A 19,196-nucleotide genomic window follows, 5' to 3' on the forward strand; every position below is an offset into this window, starting at 1 on the left:
TGCGGGCCACCGTACCGATCCGTCACGCCCCCGCCAGTCGGGCGGCCGGTCCTCAGCCGCTGGCCGCGGAGACCAGGGCGTCGGGGTCGGGGTCGTAGCGGAAGCCGACCCGCAGCCCCCCGGCGTCGGCCTCGACGACGTCGGGGGCGTAGGGCGGCAGCTGGGCCGCCAGCCAGTCCTCCACCTGGTCGGCCAGCGCGGGGTCGTCGGCCAGCCGGACGCCGCCGACGGAGTCCACGACGGCGTACCGGACCGGGGTGGACACCTCCCCGGGCACGGCCGGCAGCGCCGAGATGCCCACGCCGTACTGGGCGGCGACCCCGGCCAGCAGGGTGAGCAGCCGCGGGTCGACGTCCCCCGACAGCAGCGCGCCGGTGGCCTGCCCGGCGTCGGCGGTGGTGGGGTTGGTCAGCAGGGCGGCCGACAGCTCGCGGCGCAGCAGGCGCTGGTCGGCGTCCGGGCCCCGGCGTCGCGGGTCGGCGACGACCAGCCCGCTCTCCGCGTCGCCGAACCGGGCGACGACCAGGCCGGCCGTGCCCGGTCGTGCGCCCCCGCGGCCGACCGCGAGCCCGCCGTCGCCGAGCGGCACCCCGGCCCGGCGCAGGTCCTCGGCGAGCAGCCCGTCCGCGGCCACCGGCGTGCCCGGGGGCACCTCGGCGGCCAGCCACGCGACGAGGTCCGCCCGGTCCCCGGCGCCGAAGTCGTCGGCCGGCCCGGTGCGCACCAGCACCGCGGCCGCGACCAGCGCGGCGACCAGGCCGGCGGCCGCGACCCCGGCGAGCACCGGCCGGGCGCGCCGCACGGCGTCCACCGCGAGCAGCCGCTGGACCAGGGCGCCGGCGACCAGCGCCCCGACCGGCAGGCAGACCACCAACGCGGCGAACCGGCCCGGCGGGACCACCGCGGCCAGCGTCGTGGCGGCGAGCGCGGCCGCCGGCGGGCGCCAGCGGGGCAGCAGCCACGCACCCAGCGCCCCGGCCGCCAGCAGACCGGCGGTCAGCAGCACGGGGACGACGCCGCCGGCGGCCCACGGCGCGACGACGTCGGGCTGGGGGTCCCAGACCGGCAGCAGCAGGACCAGGCCGACGAAGACCGGCGCGAGCAGGCCGGCCACGACGGTGCGGGTCGTCGCCGGCCAGCGCAGCCCGAGGCGGCCCGAGGCCAGCGCGGCCGCGGCGCCGGCCACCAGGAGGAGCAGCACGTCGGGGGCCAGCACGACCGCCGGCAGGACGGCGAGACCGGCCAGGGCGCGGACCGCGGGCCGCCGCCGTCCGGTGCCCAGCCACGCGGCCAGCAGCAGCCAGGGCACGGCCCAGGCCGCCGGGGAGCTGACCGCGTGCACGAGGGCCAGCCCGGGGACGGCACCGAAGAGCAGGACGGCGGTCGCGGCCCCGGCGTCGCCCAGCCGGGCCCGGCGGGCGACCCGCCACAGCATCAGGCACGAGACGACCAGCGCGACCCACAGCAGTTCGCGGCCGGCGCTGGCGAGCCCGGTGTCGCGCTCGGGGCCCCGGGTGAGCCAGCCCCAGGCGGCGGTGTGCACGACGGCCAGGCCGTCGGGGGTGAACGGGTCGGGGGCCGGTCCGCCGGCGAGCCAGTCCCAGGCGGGGGCGGTCAGCGCGCCGTCGTCGGCCAGCGGCGAGCTGCGCAGCACCCGGGCCGAGACGAGGGCGGCCAGCACCACCGCGAGCAGCGGGGCGAGCACGGTCCACCGCACGCCGGGGCGACCGGGGGAACGGTGCCGCGGCCGGTGCTCGGCGCCGTCCACCGACACGTCATCACGCTCCCGCGGCCGTCCATCTCGACGTGATGACCTTGACACGCACGGTCACCGCCGGCCACTTCCGAGCAGCGGTGTCCCGGATCAGCGGCGGTCGGCGTCCCCGCGCTGGGCGGGCTGGCTGCCGGTCGGCACCGACCGCACGGCGGGCTGCACCGCGGTGGCCGGCCCGGTGGCGGGTGCGGGCCGGGGCGCGGGGCGCTGCAGCGGCGGGCGCGAGGGCGCCGCCGACGCGGCGGTGCTGCCCTGCCCCGGCCGGGCCGGGGCAGCGGGGGCGGCCTGGGTGGGCTGCGCCTGCTCGACCGGTGCGGCACCGTCGGGTGCCTCCTCGGCCGGGGTGTCGCCCTCGGGTGCCTGACCGGCCGGTGCCTGCGGCGCGGCCGCGTCCGGGCCGGCCCCGCCGGGAGCGGGCTGCGCGTCCCGGGCCCCGGCCTGGTCGGTCCCCGGCGTCGCGGGCGCGTCCTCCCCGGACGGCGCGGAGGTGCCCTCGGCCTGCGGGGAGTCGGCGAGGGAGGGCAGCCGGCCGAGCAGGCTGCGGACCTCGTGCAGCCGGGCGGCCAGCTCGTCGCGGACCCGGCGGACGGCGGCGGCCTCCTCCTGCGCGGCGGTGACCAGCGCGGCGGCGCGGGCGGTGGCGTCGGCGACCCGCCGCTCGGCGGCCGCGGTGGAGGCCTTCTCCCGCTCGTCCTCGAGCCGGGCGGCCTCGGTGCGCCGGGCCCGCTGCGCGATCTCGAAGTCCTCCTCGATCTTGGTGCGGCGGGCCTGGGAGTCGGTGTCGAGCTGGGCCACCCGCTCCTGGGCCTTGGTGACCAGCTCGTCGGCCCGGGCCTGCGCCTTGGCGGCGATCTGCTCGGCCTCGTGCCGGGCCTCGGCCAGCACGCGGTCGGCGTCGGCGCCGGCCTGGGCCTGCCGCTGCACCGAGGCGTTCTCCTCGGCGGTGATCCGCTCGCGGATCGCGTCGGCCTCCTCGGCGGCCCGGCGGCGCACCTCGGCGGCCTCCTCCTCGGCCAGCCGGAGCATGTGCGAGATGCGCTCGCCCATGTTCTCGAAGGTGGGCGCACCGGCGGAGGCTGCCTTGCGGCGCAGCGCCTCCATCTCCTGGTGCAGCGCGGAGAGCTGGGCGGCCAGGTCCGAGGCCCGGGAGGCGGCGGCGTCCCGGTCGGCCATGGTGACCCGCAGGTCCGCGTCGAGCCGCTCGATCGCCTCGGCCACCTGGTCGCGGTGGTAGCCCTTGCGCACCACCTCGAAGGAGTAGGTGGCCTCACGGAGCGGGAGCAGTTCGGCGTGGGGGTCGCTCATGGCCCCATCCTTCCAGAGACGACGGGCCGGGCGGCCCGTGACGGACCGGCCCGCAGCCGTTGCACAGGCTGCGGGCCGGCCGGTCGCCTAGAGGCCGCGGAAGCGGTTGATGGCGTCGAGGTGCCGGGCGCGCTTGTCGTGGTCGCGCACGCCCAGGCCCTCCTCGGGGGCGAGGGTGAGCACGCCGACCTTCCCCTGGTGGGTGTTGGTCTGGACGTCGCGGGCGGCCTGGCCGACCTCGGCCATCGGGTAGACCTTGGACACCGTGGGGTGGATGAGGCCGCGGTCGATGAGCCGGTTGGCCTCGTAGGCCTCCTTGTAGTTCGCGAAGTGCGAGCTCAGGATCTTCTTGAGGTTCATCCACAGGTAGCGGTTGTCGTACTCGTGCAGGTAGCCCGAGGTCGAGGCGCAGGTGATGATCGTGCCGCCCTTCTTGGCGACGTAGACGCTGGCGCCGAAGGTCTCCCGGCCGGGGTGCTCGAAGACGATGTCGATGTCCTCGCCCCCGGTCAGCTCGCGGATCTTCTTGCCGAACCGCTGCCACTCCTTGGGGTCCTGGGTGCTCTCGTCCTTCCAGAACCGGTAGCCCTCGGCGGAGCGGTCGATGACCAGCTCGGCGCCCATCTTCCGCACGATCTCGGCCTTCTCGGGGCTGGAGACCACGCAGACGGGGATGGCACCGCCGTTGAGGGCCATCTGGGTGGCGTAGGAGCCCAGACCGCCCGAGGCACCCCAGATCAGCACGGTGTCGCCCTGCTTCATGTTGGCGCCGTTCTTGCTGACCAGCTGGCGGTAGGCCGTGGCGTTGACCAGGCCGGGTGCGGCGGCCTCCTCCCAGGTGAGGTGGGCCGGCTTGGGCAGCAGCTGGTTGCTCTTGACCAGGGCCAGCTCGGCCAGGCCGCCGAAGTTGGTCTCGAACCCCCAGATGCGCTGCTGGGGGTCCATCATCGTGTCGTCGTGGCCGGCCGGGTCCTCCAGCTCCACCGACAGGCAGTGCGCGACGACCTCGTCGCCGGCCTTCCACTTGTTCACGCCCGGGCCCACGGCCAGCACGACGCCGGCGAGGTCGGAGCCCACCACGTGGTAGGGCAGGTCGTGCCGCTTGGTGAGCTCGGAGACCCGCCCGTAGCGCTCCAGGAACCCGAAGGTCGACGCCGGCTCGAAGATCGACGTCCAGACGGTGTTGTAGTTCACCGAGGAGGCCATCACGGCCACGATCGCCTCGCCCGGGCCCAGCTCGGGGGTCGGCACCTCCTCGACGTGCAGGCTCTTGCGGGGGTCCTTGTCCTTGGTGGCCAGGCCCTCGAACATGTCCTGCTCGTCCTTGCGCACCAGCACGCCGCGGTAGGAGGCGGGCACGCCCAGCCCCCCGATGTCGGCCAGCTGGTCGGACAGGATGGCGTCCCTGATCTCGTTCACGTGCTGCTCCCGGGTCGTCGTTGGCTCGGTGTGCTGGCGGACGTTACTGACGAGTAGCCCGGATGTCAGCGGGATGTGGCCGGTTCCACGATCTCGACGAGCACGCCCCCGGCGTCCTTGGGGTGCACGAAGTTGACCCGGCTGCCCGCGGTGCCGCGGCGGGGCTCGTCGTAGAGCAGCCGCAGACCGCGCTCGCGCAGGGTGGCGCTGACCGCCTCGACGTCGGTGACCCGGAAGGCCAGCTGCTGCAGGCCGGGTCCCGAGCGCCCGATGAACGTCGCGATGGTGGACTCCGGGGTCAGCGGCGCGAGGAGCTGGATGCGGGTGTCGCCGGACCCGACGGCGAGCATCGCCTCGCGGACGCCCTGCTCCTCGTTGGTCTCCTCGTGCACCGACCGCACGCCGAAGGCGCGGTCGTAGAAGGCGATCGCCTCGTCCAGGTCCGGGACGGCGATCCCGACGTGGTCGATGGTGGTGAACAGCTCGGTGGGCAGTGCGGCTCCGTCGACGCTCATGCGGGCATGGTGCCGCCCACGGCGTCCTGCCGCTGGTGACCCTGGACACAGCAGAGCCCGCCGCCCCCGGTGGGGACGACGGGCTCGCGCGGTCGGTGCGGCTACTCGGCGAGGAACTGCAGCAGGGCCGTGTTGAACTCCTGCGCGTGGCTGGCGTTGATGCCGTGCGGCCCGCCCTCGATGACCACGAGCTCGGCGCCGTCGATCGCCTCGGCCGAGCGCTTGCCCGACACCTCGAACGGGACGACGGCGTCGCTGTCGCCGTGGATGACCAGCGTCGGCACGCTCACCTTGGCGACGTCGTCCCGGAAGTCGGTGCGGCCGAAGGCGGTGATGCAGTCCAGCGTGCCCTTCGGCGACGCGGTGTTCGCGATCTGCCGGGCGAAGGCCTTCTGCGCGCCGCTGACCAGGTCCTTCTTCTCGCCCGCGGCGAAGAAGTTCTCCACGAAGTCCTCCAGGAACGCGGGGCGGTCGGTGCGCACGCCGTCCTGGAAGGTCTCGATGGTGGCGTCGTCCAGCCCGCCGTCGGGGTTGTCCTCGCTCTGGTACAGGTAGGGCGGCACGGCGGCGGCGAGCACCGCGGAGCGGACCCGGTCGGTGCCGTGGCCGGCGATGTAGCGCACGACCTCGCCACCGCCCATGGAGAAGCCGACGAGGGTGACGTCGGTGAGGTCCAGGTGGGTGAGCAGGGCGTCGAGGTCCGCGGCGAAGGTGTCGTAGTCGTAGCCGTCGAAGGGCTTGTCCGACTCGCCGAAGCCGCGCCGGTCGTAGGTGACGACGCGGTGGCCGGCCTCGACCAGGGCGGGCACCTGGGCCTCCCACGACTTCCCCGACAGGGGCCAGCCGTGGATCAGCACGACGGGGCGGCCGGTGCCGTGGTCCTCGTAGTACAGCTCGATCGGTGCTGAGTTCTCGGTGCCTACGGTCACGCGGGGCATGCTCTGATCTCCTCGGTCGTCGTCGGTTGCGGGGCGCGCATACCCGGTTGTGCGCGACCGGAACCATGGTGAACTCGGTCACCAGCCGTCGGCACGCCCGCTCCGGGCGCCCTAGGCTCGGTGGGCCGCCAACGAGGGCGGTGCACACCCCTGGAGGACCGATGGTCAAGCCCGCAGCCCCGAACCGCTCCGTGATCGTCGGCGGCGCCCGCACCCCGATGGGCCGGCTGCTCGGCTCCCTCAAGGACTTCTCCGCCGCCGACCTGGGCGGTGTGGCGATCAAGGGCGCCCTGGAGAAGGCCGGGATCAGCGGCGACCAGGTCGAGTACGTGATCATGGGCCAGGTCATCCAGGCCGGCGCCGGCCAGAACCCGGCCCGCCCCGCCGCCGTCGCCGGCGGCATCCCGATGACCGTGCCCTCCTTCACGCTGAACAAGGTCTGCCTGTCCGGGATCGACGCGATCGCGCTGGCCGACCAGCTCATCCGCGCCGGGGAGTTCGACGTCGTCGTGGCCGGCGGCATGGAGTCGATGACCCAGGCGCCGCACCTGCTCGCGGGGTCCCGCACCGGCACCAAGTACGGCAACACCACGCTGGTCGACTCGATGGCCCACGACGGCCTCTCCGACACCTTCGACCAGGTCGCGATGGGCCTGCTCACCGAGCAGGCCAACAGCCGCTACGACCTGACCCGCGAGGAGCAGGACGCCTTCGCCGCGGCCAGCCACCAGCGCGCGGCCGCCGCGCACAAGAACGGCCTGTTCGACGACGAGGTCGTCACCGTGGCGATCCCGCAGCGCAAGGGCGACCCGATCGAGTTCCGCGAGGACGAGGGCATCCGCGCCGACACCACCGCCGAGTCCCTCGGCAAGCTCAAGCCGGCCTTCACGAAGGACGGCACGATCACCGCCGGCACCGCCTCGCAGATCTCCGACGGCGCCTGCGCGGTCGTCGTCATGAGCGCGGCCAAGGCCGCCGAGCTCGGCTGCACGGTGCTCGCGGAGATCGGCGCGCACGGCGTGGTCGCCGGCCCCGACGCCACCCTGCAGCAGCAGCCCTCCCGGGCGATCGCCGCGGCCTGCGAGCGCGAGGGCATCAGCCCGGCCGACCTGGACCTGGTCGAGATCAACGAGGCGTTCGCCGCAGTGGGCATCGTGTCCACCCGCGAGCTGGGCCTGGACCCGGAGAAGGTCAACGTCAACGGCGGCGCCATCGCACTGGGCCACCCGGTCGGGATGAGCGGTGCGCGGATCGTGCTGCACCTGGCGCTGGAGCTCAAGCGGCGCGGCGGCGGCACCGGCGCGGCCGCGCTGTGCGGTGGCGGCGGCCAGGGCGACGCCCTGGTCGTGCACGTCCCCGCCTGACGGTGGGACGCCGGACCCCGGACGTCGGCGCACTGGTCGCCGGCGCCCGGGACGGCGACCCGCGCTCGGTCGCCCGGCTGATCTCCCTCGTCGAGCAGGAGAGCAAGGCGCTGCGCGAGGTCGCCGCGGCACTGGCCCCGCACACCGGCCGGGCGCAGGTGCTGGGCATCACCGGCCCGCCCGGGGTCGGCAAGTCGACCACCACCACCGCCCTGGTGCGCGGGCTGCGTCGGCGGGACCTGCGGGTGGGCGTGCTGGCGGTCGACCCGTCCTCCCCGTTCTCCGGCGGCGCGCTGCTCGGTGACCGGGTGCGGATGGGCGACCACGCCGACGACCCGGGTGTCTTCATCCGGTCGATGGCATCGCGCGGGCACCTGGGCGGGCTGTCCTGGGCCACCCCGCAGGCGCTGCGGGTGCTCGACGGCGCCGGCTGCGACGTCGTCGTGGTGGAGACGGTCGGCGTGGGCCAGTCCGAGCTCGAGGTCGCCTCGCTGGCCGACACCACCCTGGTGCTGGTGGCGCCGGGCATGGGCGACGGCATCCAGGCCGCCAAGGCCGGGATCCTCGAGGTGGCCGACGTCCTCGTGGTGAACAAGGCCGACCGGGAGGGTGCCGACCGCACCACCCGCGAGCTGCGGTCGATGCTCACCATGGCCCCGCCGTCGGGCTGGCGGCCGCCGGTGGTGCGCACGGTGGCCTCGGAGGGCACCGGCATCGACGACGTGCTCGCCCGGGTCGAGGAGCACCGGGCCTGGCTGGCGTCCTCCGGCGAGGGCGACCGGCGCCGCCGGGTGCGGGCCGCGCGGGAGATCGAGGCCATCGCGGTCGGCGAGCTGCGCCGCCGGATGGGCGACGTCGGCGGGGCCGGCGCGGTCGACGCGCTCGCCGACCGGGTGGTGGCCGGGGAGTGCGACCCCTACACCGCCGCCGACGAGCTCGTCGGGCGGCTCTGAGGGCCCCGGGGGGAGACTGGGGCCATGAGCTCGCGACCGGATGCCGTCGTCGTCGGGGCCGGGCCGAACGGGCTGGCCGCCGCACTGCGGCTGTCCGCGGCCGGGCTGCGGGTCCAGGTCGTGGAACGGGCGTCCCGGCCCGGTGGCGGCATGCGCACCGAGGAGGTCACCCTCCCGGGGTTCGCGCACGACATCTGCTCGGCGGTGCACCCGATGGGCGTGGCCTCGCCGTTCTTCCGGGAGTTCGACTGGGCCTCCCGCGGCGTCACGATGATCCACCCCGAGGTGGCCTTCGCCCACCCGCTGGACGGCGGCCGGGCCGCGGTCGCCCACCACGACCTGGACCGCACCGCGGCCGGGCTGGGCGCCGACGGGGACGCCTACCGGAAGCTGCTCGGCCCGCTGGTGGAGCACGGCGACGACGTCATCGACTACTTCCTGTCCTCGGCCTTCCGCCGGCTGCCCACCCGCAGCCTCGGCGCGGTCACCCGGTTCGCGCTCAACGCCCTGCCCAACATCCGCTGGCTGGCGCACCGGGCCTTCGACGGGGAGCCGGCCCGGGCGCTGGTCGGCGGGGCTGCGGCGCACGGCATGCTGGACCTGACCCGGCCGCTGACGGCGGGCCTGGGCATGGTGCTGACGATGCTGGCCCACCACCGCGGCTGGCCGCTGCCCGAGGGCGGCACCCAGCGGATGGCCGACGCGATGGTCACCGCGCTGGAGCAGCAGGGCGGCTCGGTGGAGTACGGGCACGAGGTCACCGACCTGCGCGAGTTCGACGGCGTGCCGGCCGTGCTGCTGGACACCTCGCCCGACGCCTTCGTCGAGATGGCCGGCGACCGGCTGACCCCGGGCTACCGGCGCTGGGTGCGCCGGTACAAGCACGGGCCCGGGGTGTTCAAGGTCGACTGGGCGCTGTCGGACCCGGTGCCGTGGACCCACCCCGACGTCCGCCGCGCCGGCACCGTGCACGTGGCCGGCACCCTCGCCGAGACGATCGCCGGCGAGGCCGCGCCGGCGGCCGGGCGGCTGACCGACGAGCCCTACGTGCTGGCCGTGCAGCCCACCGTGCTGGACCCGACCCGCGCGCCGGAGGGCAAGCACGTGTTCTGGGCCTACGTGCACGTCCCGCACGGCTCGGACGTCGACATGACCACGCAGATCGAGGCGCAGATCGAGCGGTTCGCCCCCGGCTTCCGGGACACGATCCTGGCGCGGGCGACGAAGACCGCCCCGCAGATGCAGGAGTGGAACCCGAACAACGTCGGCGGCGACATCTCCAACGGCGAGGCCTCGCTGCTGCAGATGCTCGCCCGCCCGGTGCCGCGCTGGAACACCTACAGCACGCCCCTGGAGCACGTGTTCATGGCGTCGGCGGCCACCCCGCCCGGGCCCGCGGTGCACGGCATGTGCGGCGACAACGCGGCGCGGGTGGCGCTGCGGAAGGTGTTCGGCGTCCGCGACGTCCCGCCCCTGCGCCCCGCCCCGCCCACCTGACGGCCCCGGTTCCCGGACTTCGATCAGGTGGGTTGATCCAAGTCCGTCCTCCCGCACCAGATCTCGTGCAGGAGGACGGACTTCGATCAGGGGACCTGATCAATGCTGGCGGGGTCGGGGGCGGGGGTCCCGGGGTCAGGCGACGCGGCGGGCGAACTGGTAGCCGGGCATGTCGACGCTGCCGGTGACGACGCCGGTGTCGGAGTTCAGCGCGTGCACCACCTGGCCGTCACCGATGTAGACCGCCACGTGGCTGACCGGGGAGTAGTAGAAGACCAGGTCGCCGGGCAGCAGCGACGCGCGGTCGACCGGGGTGCCGACGGCGGCCTGGTCGGCGCTGCGGCGGGGGAGCTCGACGCCGGCGGCGGCGAAGGACTGCTGGGTCAGCCCCGAGCAGTCGTAGGCCGACGGGCCGTTGCCGCCGTAGGCGTAGGCATCGCCGACCTGGGCCATGGCGTGGTCCACCGCGGCCTGCGTGGCCGGGGTGGGCGCCGCGATGCCCGAGGACGGCGCGGGGGCGTCGGTCACCGCGACGGGCGCGGCCTGCGCGGTCCCGGTGGCGCCGGGCAGGACGCCGACGGCCAGCGCGGCCGCGGCGGCACCGGTGAACACGAGCCGGCCGAGGCGGCGGCGCAGGCCGCCGTCGGGGGTGGAGGTGCTGGGGGAGGTCATGGAGGTGGGGGCCACGGATCGGTCCTCTCCTGGTCGTCCGCCGGGACACCGGACCGCCGCTGCTCGGGCAGCGGGCGGACGGACGTCGGGGGCAGCTGCGCTCCGGCGCATCCTGGATCGGCCCGCCCACGGCGGTCGCCGAACTGCCCGGCCGGACCCGCACGCCGGTCGTCGCCGACGCGGGTGCCCTGGCGGTGCCGGTCGGACGCGGGGGAAGCCCCGCCGACCGGCTCGGCCCACCGTAGCCAGACCCCGGGGCCCGGCCGCAACCCGGCGTGAGGACCCCCACACCGGCCCGGCCCGGCCACGGCGGCGTCGTCCCGGCGGTGGGAGCATGGCGGCCATGCAGCCGTCCCGCCCCGCCCGACCCGGCCAGCCCACCGACCCCCGCGCCGCCGCGCAGCAGGCCCAGCTGGCCGCCTCGCTGGCCGGGGCGGTCGACCTGGCCGCGGTCAAGGCCCGCTCGGACGCCGCCGCCCGCGCGGCCGCCGCCCCGCCGCCGAGCGCGACAACACCCGCCGGTGCGCCCGGGGGCGCCGTGGTCGACGTCGACGAGGCCACCTTCCAGACCGAGGTCATCGACCGCTCGTTCCAGGTCCCGGTCGTGCTGGACCTGTGGGCCGAGTGGTGCGGCCCGTGCAAGCAGCTCTCGCCGGTGCTGGAGAAGCTGGCCACCGAGGGCGGGGGCAGCTGGGTGCTGGCCAAGGTCGACGTCGACGCCAACCCGAACCTGGCCCAGGGCCTGCGCGTGCAGGGCATCCCGGCGGTGAAGGCCGTCTGGCAGGGCCAGCTGGTCGCCGAGTTCACCGGGGCGATCCCCGAGGAGCAGGCGCGGCAGTTCGTCACCGAGCTGGTCGCGGCGACCACCGGGGGCGCGGTCCCCGGGGCCGCCGCCGAGCCCGAGGAGCCCGAGGACCCGCGGCTGGACGCCGCCGAGGCCGCCCTGGACGCCGGGGACCTGGCCGGTGCCGAGGCCGCCTACCAGCAGATCCTCGACGTCGAGCCCGACCACCCGGTCGCCTCGGTGGCCATCAAGCAGGTCGCGCTGTTCCGCCGCGCCGAGGAGGCCGGCCCCGACGCGCTGACCGCCGCCGACGCCGCCCCCGACGACGTCGCCGCGCAGACCCGCGCCGCGGACTTCCTGCTCGGCACCGGCGACGTCGACGGCGCCTTCGCCCGGCTGCTGGACGTCGTCCGGCGCACCGCGGGCGAGGACCGGGACGCGGCCCGGCTGCACCTGGTCGAGCTGTTCGGCGTCGTGGGCAACGACGACCCCCGGGTGGGGGCCGCCCGGCGCCAGCTGTCGGCCGCGCTCTTCTAGGGCGCGCTCAGGCCTCCAGGCCGCACGACGTCAGCCCGAACAGGAAGCCCTGCCGGAACACGTCGACCAGCTGGAAGCCCGACAGGCCGACGTCGGGGAACACCGTCGGGTCCTTGCCGTAGGTCAGCAGGAAGGTGACGGCCTCGTCGAAGTCGCCCGGGGACAGCGTGATGCCCTCGTCCCCGCGCACGACCTCGCCGTACAGCGCCGCGCCGGAGAAGGCCCCGGCCTGGCAGGTGGCCGACCGGATGGCGTCCTCGTCGTCGGTGGACAGCCCCAGCTGCTCCCGCGCGGCCAGGCCGTAGGGGATGGCCACCGCGGTGAGCACCGCGTAGTCGCCGATCTCGTCGTAGGCCGGCCCGGCCAGCTCGGACGAGTCGTAGTAGACGGTGTCGTCGTCGGCGCAGAACCCGGCCTTGGCGTCGGGGGACAGGCAGTCGGGGGCGTCGCCGTCGAAGGGCTCGATGGTGGGCGCGGTGAAGTCGGCGCCGAGGTCGCTGCCGAAGGAGTCCTCGTAGTAGATCGGCAGCGACTGGTCGATCAGGTCGGGCACCTGGTCCAGGGGCAGGTTGCCGTCGTTTGCGAGGTCGGAGTCGGTGGTGAACTCGGTCTGGGTGAAGACCCGGTCGGACTCGTAGTTGTCCCGGCACGCGGCCGCGCCGCCGTCGTAGCCGTCCTGGATCGCCGAGACCCGGTCGAAGTAGGAGCCGTGCGCCTGGCTGTCGTCCGCGCCGGTGCCCGGGGGGTCGCGCACGATGAAGTACCCGGCCAGCAGGCCGTCGAGCTCGGGCGCGCGGATGGTCTCGTGCGCGGCGTTGCCGTCGGCGACCCAGCGGGTCCAGGCACCGGCGAAGCAGTCGGCCTGCGTCTCGGTGTTGATCGAGGTGTCGTTCGCCGGGTAGCCGACCCGGCCCTGCACCGCGTGGCCGAACTCGTGGGCCATGATCAGCGCCGGCAGGAACCGGCCGTACTGGTCGGCGAGCTCCTGCAGGAACGCCCGGTCGTAGCTGATCGAGTCCTCGTTGGACGCACCGACGTCGGGCGGGCAGTAGAAGGCGTTCTGCTCCACCTCCTCCGGCGCGGAGCTGCAGCCGATCTCCCCGCCCGGGTACAGCGACGCGTCGACGTCCCCGGGGTCGACGGAGAAGTAGCCGCCGGACAGCTGCGGGAAGTCCTCGCCGTAGACGTCGGGGAACTGCTGGGCCCAGAAGTCGTTCAGGTCGGCCAGCGCGTTGCGCGCGGTGACGTCGGCGGGCGTCTCGGCCGCGCCGGTGATCGGGAACGCGTCCGGGGCGACGTCGGTGATCGGCGGCTCGGCCGAGCTGGCCTGCCCGGCCACCAGGGTGCCGCCGCAGCCCGACAGCACCAGGGCCAGGGACACGAGGCCGGCGGCCAGGGCCACCGGGCGGGACGTCGCGGTCATGGGCTCCCGTTCTGCGTCGGTCCGGACCAGGCCCGGACGGCGGGACCATCATGGCCGACCACGCGGCCTCCCGCGACGAGACCGGCCCCGGACCACCCGCGCGGGGTCGTCCGGGGCCGGTGGGCGTCACCCCTCGTGCAGGAACCAGCAGGTGCCCAGCGGCGGCGCGCTGACCACCGCGGAGAACGGCTGCCCGTGCCAGGGCTCGGGGACGGCGTCCACGCCGCCCAGGTTGCCCACGCCCGAGCCGCCGTAGCCCTCGGCGTCGGTGTTGAGCACCTCGCGCCAGCGGCCGCCGCGCGGCAGGCCGATCCGGTACCCCTCGTGCGGCGTGCCGGCGAAGTTGGCCACGCAGGCCAGCGCCGAGCCGCCGGAGCCGTAGCGCAGGAAGCTGAGCACGTTGCCCGCGGCGTCGTTGGCGTCGATCCACTGGAACCCGCCGGGGTCGACGTCCAGGCTCCAGAGCGCCTCGATCTCCTTGTACCGGGCGTTCAGGTCGGCGACCAGCGACAGCACGGCCCGGTGCGCCGGGTCGTCGAGGTGCCACCAGTCCAGGGACCGGGAGTCGGCCCACTCGCCGTCCTGGGCGAACTCCTGGCCCATGAACAGCAGCTGCTTGCCGGGGTGGGCCCACATGTAGGCCAGGTAGGCCCGCACGTTGGCCAGCTGCTGCCACCGGTCACCGGGCATCTTCCGCAGCAGCGAGCCCTTGCCGTAGACGACCTCGTCGTGGCTGATCGGCAGCACGTAGTTCTCGCTGTAGGCGTAGACGAGGGAGAACGTGAGCTGGTTGTGGTGGTAGACCCGGTGCACCGGCTGCTTCTCGACGTAGCCGAGCGAGTCGTGCATCCAGCCCATGTTCCACTTGAACCCGAAGCCCAGGCCCCCGAGGTAGGTCGGCCGGGTGACGCCGGGCCACGCGGTGGACTCCTCGGCGATGGTCATCACGCCGGGGACCTCGCGGTAGACGGTCGCGTTCATCTCCTGCAGGAACGCCACGGCCTCCAGGTTCTCCCGCCCGCCGTGGATGTTCGGGGACCACTCGCCCTCCTTGCGCGAGTAGTCCAGGTAGAGCATCGACGCGACGGCGTCGACGCGCAGGCCGTCGACGTGGAACTCCTTGCACCAGTACAGGGCGTTGGCGACCAGGAAGTTGCGCACCTCGGAGCGGCCGAAGTCGAAGACGAAGGTGCCCCAGTCCATCTGCTCGCCGCGGCGGGGGTCGCCGTGCTCGTAGAGGGCGGTGCCGTCGAAGCGGCCCAGCGACCAGGCGTCCTTCGGGAAGTGCGCCGGCACCCAGTCGATGATCACGCCGAGACCGGCCTGGTGGGCCTTGTCCACCAGGTAGCGGAAGTCGTCGGGGACGCCGAAGCGGGCCGACGGGGCGAAGTAACCGGTGACCTGGTAGCCCCAGGACCCGCCGAAGGGGTGCTCGGCGACCGGCATGAACTCCAGGTGGGTGAACCCGGCGTAGGTGGCGTACTCGACCAGCTCGTCGGCCAGCTGCCGGTAGGACAGGCCCTGCTTCCACGAGCCCAGGTGCACCTCGTAGGCGCTGACCGGGCGCTCGTGCCAGTTGCCCGCGGCCCGGTCGGCCAGCCACGCGTCGTCGCCCCACTCGTAGGTGGAGTCGGTGATGACGCTGGCGTTGAGCGGGGGCACCTCGGTGGCGAAGGCCAGCGGGTCGCTCTTCTCCCGCCACTCGCCGTCGGCGCCGAGCACGTGGAAGCGGTACCGCTGGCCGACCTCGGCGGCGGGCACGAACAGCTCCCAGACCCCCGAGGAGCCCAGCGAGCGCATCGGCAGCGCGCGGGCCTGCCACCAGTCGAAGTCGCCGGTGACCTTGACCCCGCGGGCGTTGGGCGCCCAGACGGCGAAGGAGACGCCGGTGACGGTGCCGCCGGGGGTGTCGTAGCTGCGCACGTGCGCGCCGAGCACCTCCCACAGCCGCTCGTGCCGGCCCTCGCGGATCAGGTGCTGGTCCATCTCGCCCAGGGTGGGCAGCCAGCGGTAGGGGTCGTCGGCCAGCACCGTGTTCGTGCCGCCCTGCCCGTCGCCGTAGACCACCTCGACGCGGTAGTCGCCGGGCTGGGAAGGGAGCAGCGCCTCGTAGACGCCGCCCCCGTGCAGCTGCGGGGCCTCGTACCGGGTGCCGTCCTGGTCCACCACGGTCACCGCGACGGCGTCCGGGCGCAGGGTGCGCACGGCCCAGCCCTCGCCCACCGGGTGGGCGCCGAGGACGGCGTGCGGGTCGTGCGACCAGCCCTCGACCACGGCGCGGACGGCGTCGGGGTCGACCGGTGCGCCGGCCACGACGGCCGGCTCGACCGGCGCGCTGGACGGCGAGGCGGCCCGGGTGCGACGGGGGGAGGCGACCGCGCTGCTGGGGTGCTCCGGCGCGCGGTCCGCGGCGGGCCCCTGGTCACCCCCCGGTGTGCCACCCGACTCGGGGCTCGTCGAGGCGGGGGAGAGGTCCGCGGTCCCGGCGGGGGTGTCGCCGCCGGTGCCGGCCTGCTGGCCGTCCTCGCGGGGCTCCGGGTGACCGGGCTCGGCGGGGTCGCCGTCCGGGGGCTCGGGCTGCGGGGCCGAGGGCGCCGACGGGTTGCCGGGCTCGGCGACCGGCGCCGGGGCCACGACCGGGGTGGCCGTCACGCCCTGGCCGGGGTTGCTCGGGCTGTCGCGCTCGGCCTGCTCGAGCTCGGCCTGGAAGGCCTCGGTCTTCTCCTGCACGGTGCGCTGCAGGTCGTCGGGGTCGAGCGGGTCCTGCGGGTGGTCCTGCGGGTGGTCCTGCGAGGTCATCGTGGCTCCGTCCTGTGGTGGGTCGGTCAGCTCGCGGCCAGGCGGGCCAGGGAGGTCAACGGGATCATCAGCCAGTGCGGGCGGTTGCGCGCCTCGTAGACGCACTCGTAGACGGCCTTGTCCGCCTCGAGCGCCCGCAGCAGCGGGGAGGTGGCGGGGTCGGTGCCGCTGGCCCCGGCGTAGCCGGCGCAGAACGCGGCGCGGTTGCGCTCGGCCCACTCCTGCGCCCGGTAGGCCAGCTGGGTCTCGCCGGGCTGCTCGACGAGCAGGTGCCGGGCGGCGTAGTCGAAGGAGCGCAGCATCCCCGCGACGTCGCGCAGCGGGCTGTCCAGCTCCCGGCGGGCGGCCAGCGACCGGGCGGGCTCGCCCTCGAAGTCCAGCACGATCCAGCCGGTGGTGGTCCGCAGCACCTGGCCCAGGTGCAGGTCGCCGTGCACCCGCTGCGCGGTGGTGGGCGCGTCGAGGTCGGCCACCCCGGCGTAGAGCGCCCGCAGGCCGTCGGCGTGCTCGGCCAGCTCGGGCACGATGCCGACGGCGGCGTCCAGCCGCGCGGTGAGCTGGGTGGCGAGCTCGGCGTACCAGTCGGCGCCGACCTCGGCGGTGGGCAGCACCGCGGCCAGGTCGCGGTGCACCGCGGCGGTCGCCTCGCCCAGCCGCTCGGCCTCGCCGGCGAAGTCGCCGCCCACCTCGTCGGCGTGCAGGTCGGCCTCGGCGTAGAGGTCGCGCACGCTGGAGGTGGCCAGCCGCCAGCCGTCGCTGGCGTTGGGCACGAAGGCCTGCAGGAAGGCGACGGTGGCCGGCTCGGTGCCCGGCTCGCCGTCGATCTCGACGTGGCCCAGCAGCGGGGCGATGTGCGGGTTCTGGGTCGCCCGCAGCGCCTCGTGCACCTCGACGTCGGGGTTGAGCCCCGGCTCGAGGCGGCGGAACAGCTTGAGGATCGCGGTCTCGCCGTAGATCAGCGAGGTGTTGGACTGCTCGCCGGAGATGACGTCACCGGGCAGGCCCTCGGGGATGTAGGCCACGCCCGCCGGGTGGAAGTGCATCGGCCCCACGGTGGAGGCCGCCACCAGGTGGGTCAGCCACGGCACCGTGGCGTCGCGGTCGCGCATCGCGTCGTAGGCGTGGTTGTCCCCGACGGAGCCCACGTAGGCGTGCGCGACCTCCTCGTCGGGCTCGCTGCGCCAGGACAGCGGGACCAGGTAGGTCTCCTCGGCGCCGTCGGCGTAGCCGATCCGCACGCGGTGCACCGACAGCACGGGGGAGGCCTCGTCGAGGAAGAAGCCGTCCTCGGCCACCGACGCCCACTCGCGGCCCTTGCCGCCGAACCAGCGCTGGTGCGGCATCCACTCGGCCAGCAGGTCGGTCAGCGCGCTCACCGGTCGCTCCCCTCGACGCCGAGCCCGCCGCTGCCGCCGGGCGGGTCGTCGGGCGACCCGACGATGCCGGCCTCCAGCAGCGACTGCGCGACGCTGGAGCTGGTGGCGGTCTCCCAGGCCTCGTCGTCCTCGTCGGTGGCCGGCACGGCCGGCTTGGACAGCTCGAACCAGTAGAAGCCGTGCCCGGCCAGGGTGAGCATGTAGGGCAGCACCCCGATGGTCGGGAACTCCACCCGGCCGGTCAGCTCGACCGGGATGCAGCCCTCGAACCGGCGCAGGTCCAGCTCGACCGGCTGCGGGAAGCGCGACAGGTTGTTCACGCACAGCACCACGTCGTCGCCGAACTCGCGGACGAAGGACAGCACCGTGGGGTTGCGGGACCCCACCTCGGTGAAGGTGCCGACGCCGAAGGTCGGGTGCTCCTTGCGGACGGAGATCATCCGGCGGATCCAGTGCAGCATCGAGGTGGTGTTGCGCATCTGCTGCTCGACGTTGGTCACCTGGTAGCCGTAGACCGGGTCGGCGACCAGGGGCAGGTGCATCCGCTGCGGGTCGGCGGTGGAGAACCCGCCGTTGCGGTCGGGGGTCCACTGCATCGGGGTGCGCACGCCGTCGCGGTCACCGAGCCAGATGTTGTCGCCCATGCCGATCTCGTCGCCGTAGTACAGGACCGGCGACCCGGGCAGGGACAGCAGCAGCGCGGTGAACAGCTCGAGGGTGTTGGTGTCGTTGTCCAGCAGCGGGGCCAGCCGCCGGCGGATGCCGATGTTGGCCTTCATCCGGGGGTCCTTGGCGTACTCGCCCCACATGTAGTCGCGTTCCTCGTCGGTGACCATCTCGAGGGTCAGCTCGTCGTGGTTGCGGAGGAAGACGCCCCACTGGCAGTTCTCGGGGATCGCCGGCGTCTGGGCCATGATCTCCGAGATCGGGAACCGCTGCTCCCGGCGGACGGCCATGAACAACCGCGGCATGACCGGGAAGTGGAAGGCCATCTGGCACTCGTCGCCGTCCTCGCCGAAGTACTCGACGACGTCGGCCGGCCACTGGTTGGCCTCGCACAGCAGCACCCGGTCGGGGTACTCGGCGTCGACGACCTTGCGGACGGTCTTGAGCAGCTCGTGGGTCTTGGGGAGGTTCTCGCAGTTGGTCCCCTCCTCCTCGAACAGGTAGGGCACGGCGTCCAGCCGGAACCCGTCGATGCCCAGGTCCAGCCAGAACCGCAGCGCGTCGAGGATCGCCTCGACCACCTTCGGGTTCTCGAAGTTCAGGTCGGGCTGGTGGCTGAAGAACCGGTGCCAGAAGTACTGCTTGCGCACCGGGTCGAAGGTCCAGTTCGACACCTCGGTGTCGACGAAGATGATCCGCGCGTCGGAGTACTTCGTGTCGTCGTCGGACCAGACGTAGAAGTCGCCGTAGGGCCCCTCGGGGTCGTTGCGGCTGGCCTGGAACCAGGGGTGCTGGTCCGAGGTGTGGTTCATGACGAAGTCGATGATGATCCGCATGCCGCGCTCGTGGGCCTTGGCCACGAGCTCCTTGAAGTCCTCGATGTCGCCGAACTCGGGCAGCACCGCGGTGTAGTCGGCGACGTCGTAGCCGCCGTCGCGCAGGGGCGAGGCGAAGAACGGCGGCAACCACAGGCAGTCGACGCCGAGCCACTGCAGATAGTCCAGCTTGCCGATCATGCCGCGCAGGTCGCCGATGCCGTCGGCGTTGGAGTCGGCGAAGCCCCGGACGAGGACCTCGTAGAAGACGGCGCGCTTGTACCACTCCGGGTCGCTACCGGGTGCCGGCAGACCCGGCCGGTCGGCGTGCTGGGCGGGGACGGTCATGGGGGAGCTCG

Annotated in this window: 14 protein-coding genes; 4 read left to right on the forward strand and 10 right to left on the reverse strand. The window is 74.4% G+C overall.

The window, feature by feature from the left end:
* Positions 1 to 52: 52 nt before the first annotated feature.
* The 5 genes from BLT39_RS16135 to BLT39_RS16155 all read right to left on the reverse strand — a co-directional run bounded on the left by BLT39_RS16135 (position 53) and on the right by BLT39_RS16155 (position 5,951).
* Positions 53 to 1,774: a hypothetical protein gene (locus BLT39_RS16135; RefSeq protein WP_131801499.1), complete on the reverse strand. Its 1,722-nt coding sequence runs from the start codon at positions 1,772 to 1,774 to the stop codon at positions 53 to 55.
* Between the two features lie 90 nt (positions 1,775 to 1,864).
* Positions 1,865 to 3,079 (reverse strand): coiled-coil domain-containing protein, encoded by a 1,215-nt coding sequence (locus tag BLT39_RS16140; RefSeq protein WP_091065742.1) that lies wholly within the window; start codon positions 3,077 to 3,079, stop codon positions 1,865 to 1,867.
* Between the two features lie 87 nt (positions 3,080 to 3,166).
* Entirely contained in the window at positions 3,167 to 4,498 is a 1,332-nt protein-coding gene (ccrA, locus tag BLT39_RS16145) for a crotonyl-CoA carboxylase/reductase (protein ID WP_091065746.1), read from the reverse strand.
* Between the two features lie 65 nt (positions 4,499 to 4,563).
* Complete coding sequence (mce, locus tag BLT39_RS16150) at positions 4,564 to 5,013, reverse strand: methylmalonyl-CoA epimerase (protein ID WP_091065749.1); 450 nt, start codon at positions 5,011 to 5,013, stop codon at positions 4,564 to 4,566.
* Between the two features lie 101 nt (positions 5,014 to 5,114).
* Positions 5,115 to 5,951, reverse strand: coding sequence for an alpha/beta fold hydrolase (locus BLT39_RS16155; protein WP_091065753.1), 837 nt, complete (start codon positions 5,949 to 5,951; stop codon positions 5,115 to 5,117).
* A 161-nt stretch (positions 5,952 to 6,112) separates the two neighbouring features.
* On the opposite strand from BLT39_RS16155, the gene BLT39_RS16160 reads away from it, so the two are divergent.
* The 3 genes from BLT39_RS16160 to BLT39_RS16170 are packed head-to-tail and all read left to right on the forward strand — an operon-like array spanning position 6,113 to position 9,765.
* Positions 6,113 to 7,315, forward strand: a complete 1,203-nt coding sequence (locus tag BLT39_RS16160) for an acetyl-CoA C-acetyltransferase (RefSeq protein WP_091065756.1) — start codon at positions 6,113 to 6,115, stop codon at positions 7,313 to 7,315.
* 2 nt (positions 7,316 to 7,317) lie between these two features.
* On the forward strand, positions 7,318 to 8,268 hold the full coding sequence (gene meaB / locus BLT39_RS16165) for a methylmalonyl Co-A mutase-associated GTPase MeaB (RefSeq protein ID WP_091065759.1): 951 nt from the start codon (positions 7,318 to 7,320) through the stop codon (positions 8,266 to 8,268).
* 24 nt (positions 8,269 to 8,292) lie between these two features.
* On the forward strand, positions 8,293 to 9,765 hold the full coding sequence (locus BLT39_RS16170; RefSeq protein ID WP_091065763.1) for a phytoene desaturase family protein: 1,473 nt from the start codon (positions 8,293 to 8,295) through the stop codon (positions 9,763 to 9,765).
* A gap of 135 nt (positions 9,766 to 9,900) precedes the next feature.
* On the opposite strand, the gene BLT39_RS23095 is transcribed toward BLT39_RS16170, so the two are convergent.
* A complete protein-coding gene (locus BLT39_RS23095; protein ID WP_242658479.1) occupies positions 9,901 to 10,452 on the reverse strand; it encodes a C40 family peptidase in 552 nt (183 codons plus the stop codon).
* A gap of 328 nt (positions 10,453 to 10,780) precedes the next feature.
* On the opposite strand from BLT39_RS23095, the gene BLT39_RS16180 reads away from it, so the two are divergent.
* Positions 10,781 to 11,758, forward strand: a complete 978-nt coding sequence (locus BLT39_RS16180; RefSeq protein WP_091066297.1) for a tetratricopeptide repeat protein — start codon at positions 10,781 to 10,783, stop codon at positions 11,756 to 11,758.
* Between the two features lie 7 nt (positions 11,759 to 11,765).
* Here BLT39_RS16180 and BLT39_RS16185 read toward each other — a convergent pair whose 3' ends face one another.
* The 4 genes from BLT39_RS16185 to treS form a co-directional block, all read right to left on the reverse strand.
* Positions 11,766 to 13,181 carry a neutral zinc metallopeptidase gene (locus BLT39_RS16185; RefSeq protein ID WP_091065768.1) on the reverse strand — a complete coding sequence of 472 codons (1,416 nt, stop codon included), beginning with the start codon at positions 13,179 to 13,181 and terminating at the stop codon, positions 11,766 to 11,768.
* Positions 13,182 to 13,307: 126 nt separating this feature from the next.
* Positions 13,308 to 15,980, reverse strand: a complete 2,673-nt coding sequence (gene glgB / locus BLT39_RS16190; protein WP_091065772.1) for a 1,4-alpha-glucan branching protein GlgB — start codon at positions 15,978 to 15,980, stop codon at positions 13,308 to 13,310.
* A gap of 26 nt (positions 15,981 to 16,006) precedes the next feature.
* Positions 16,007 to 17,356, reverse strand: coding sequence for a maltokinase N-terminal cap-like domain-containing protein (locus tag BLT39_RS16195; RefSeq protein WP_091065777.1), 1,350 nt, complete (start codon positions 17,354 to 17,356; stop codon positions 16,007 to 16,009).
* Positions 17,353 to 19,185, reverse strand: a complete 1,833-nt coding sequence (gene treS / locus BLT39_RS16200; RefSeq protein ID WP_091065778.1) for a maltose alpha-D-glucosyltransferase — start codon at positions 19,183 to 19,185, stop codon at positions 17,353 to 17,355. The genes BLT39_RS16195 and treS overlap by 4 nt, the downstream gene beginning before the upstream one ends.
* Positions 19,186 to 19,196: the final 11 nt, after the last annotated feature.

The sequence above is a fragment of the Klenkia brasiliensis genome (assembly GCF_900100695.1).
GTDB classification, from domain to species: domain Bacteria; phylum Actinomycetota; class Actinomycetes; order Mycobacteriales; family Geodermatophilaceae; genus Klenkia; species Klenkia brasiliensis.

Bases quoted from the DNA above. Each gene is read 5' to 3' on its own strand.
- BLT39_RS16140 (WP_091065742.1), bottom strand. From the start codon at position 3,079: ATGAGCGACCCCCACGCCGAACTGCTCCCGCTCCGTGAGGCCACCTAC.
- mce (WP_091065749.1), bottom strand. From the start codon at position 5,013: ATGAGCGTCGACGGAGCCGCACTGCCCACCGAGCTGTTCACCACCATC.
- BLT39_RS16155 (WP_091065753.1), bottom strand. From the start codon at position 5,951: ATGCCCCGCGTGACCGTAGGCACCGAGAACTCAGCACCGATCGAGCTG.
- BLT39_RS16160 (WP_091065756.1), top strand. From the start codon at position 6,113: ATGGTCAAGCCCGCAGCCCCGAACCGCTCCGTGATCGTCGGCGGCGCC.
- BLT39_RS16170 (WP_091065763.1), top strand. From the start codon at position 8,293: ATGAGCTCGCGACCGGATGCCGTCGTCGTCGGGGCCGGGCCGAACGGG.
- BLT39_RS16180 (WP_091066297.1), top strand. From the start codon at position 10,781: ATGCAGCCGTCCCGCCCCGCCCGACCCGGCCAGCCCACCGACCCCCGC.
- BLT39_RS16185 (WP_091065768.1), bottom strand. From the start codon at position 13,181: ATGACCGCGACGTCCCGCCCGGTGGCCCTGGCCGCCGGCCTCGTGTCC.
- glgB (WP_091065772.1), bottom strand. From the start codon at position 15,980: ATGACCTCGCAGGACCACCCGCAGGACCACCCGCAGGACCCGCTCGAC.
- treS (WP_091065778.1), bottom strand. From the start codon at position 19,185: ATGACCGTCCCCGCCCAGCACGCCGACCGGCCGGGTCTGCCGGCACCC.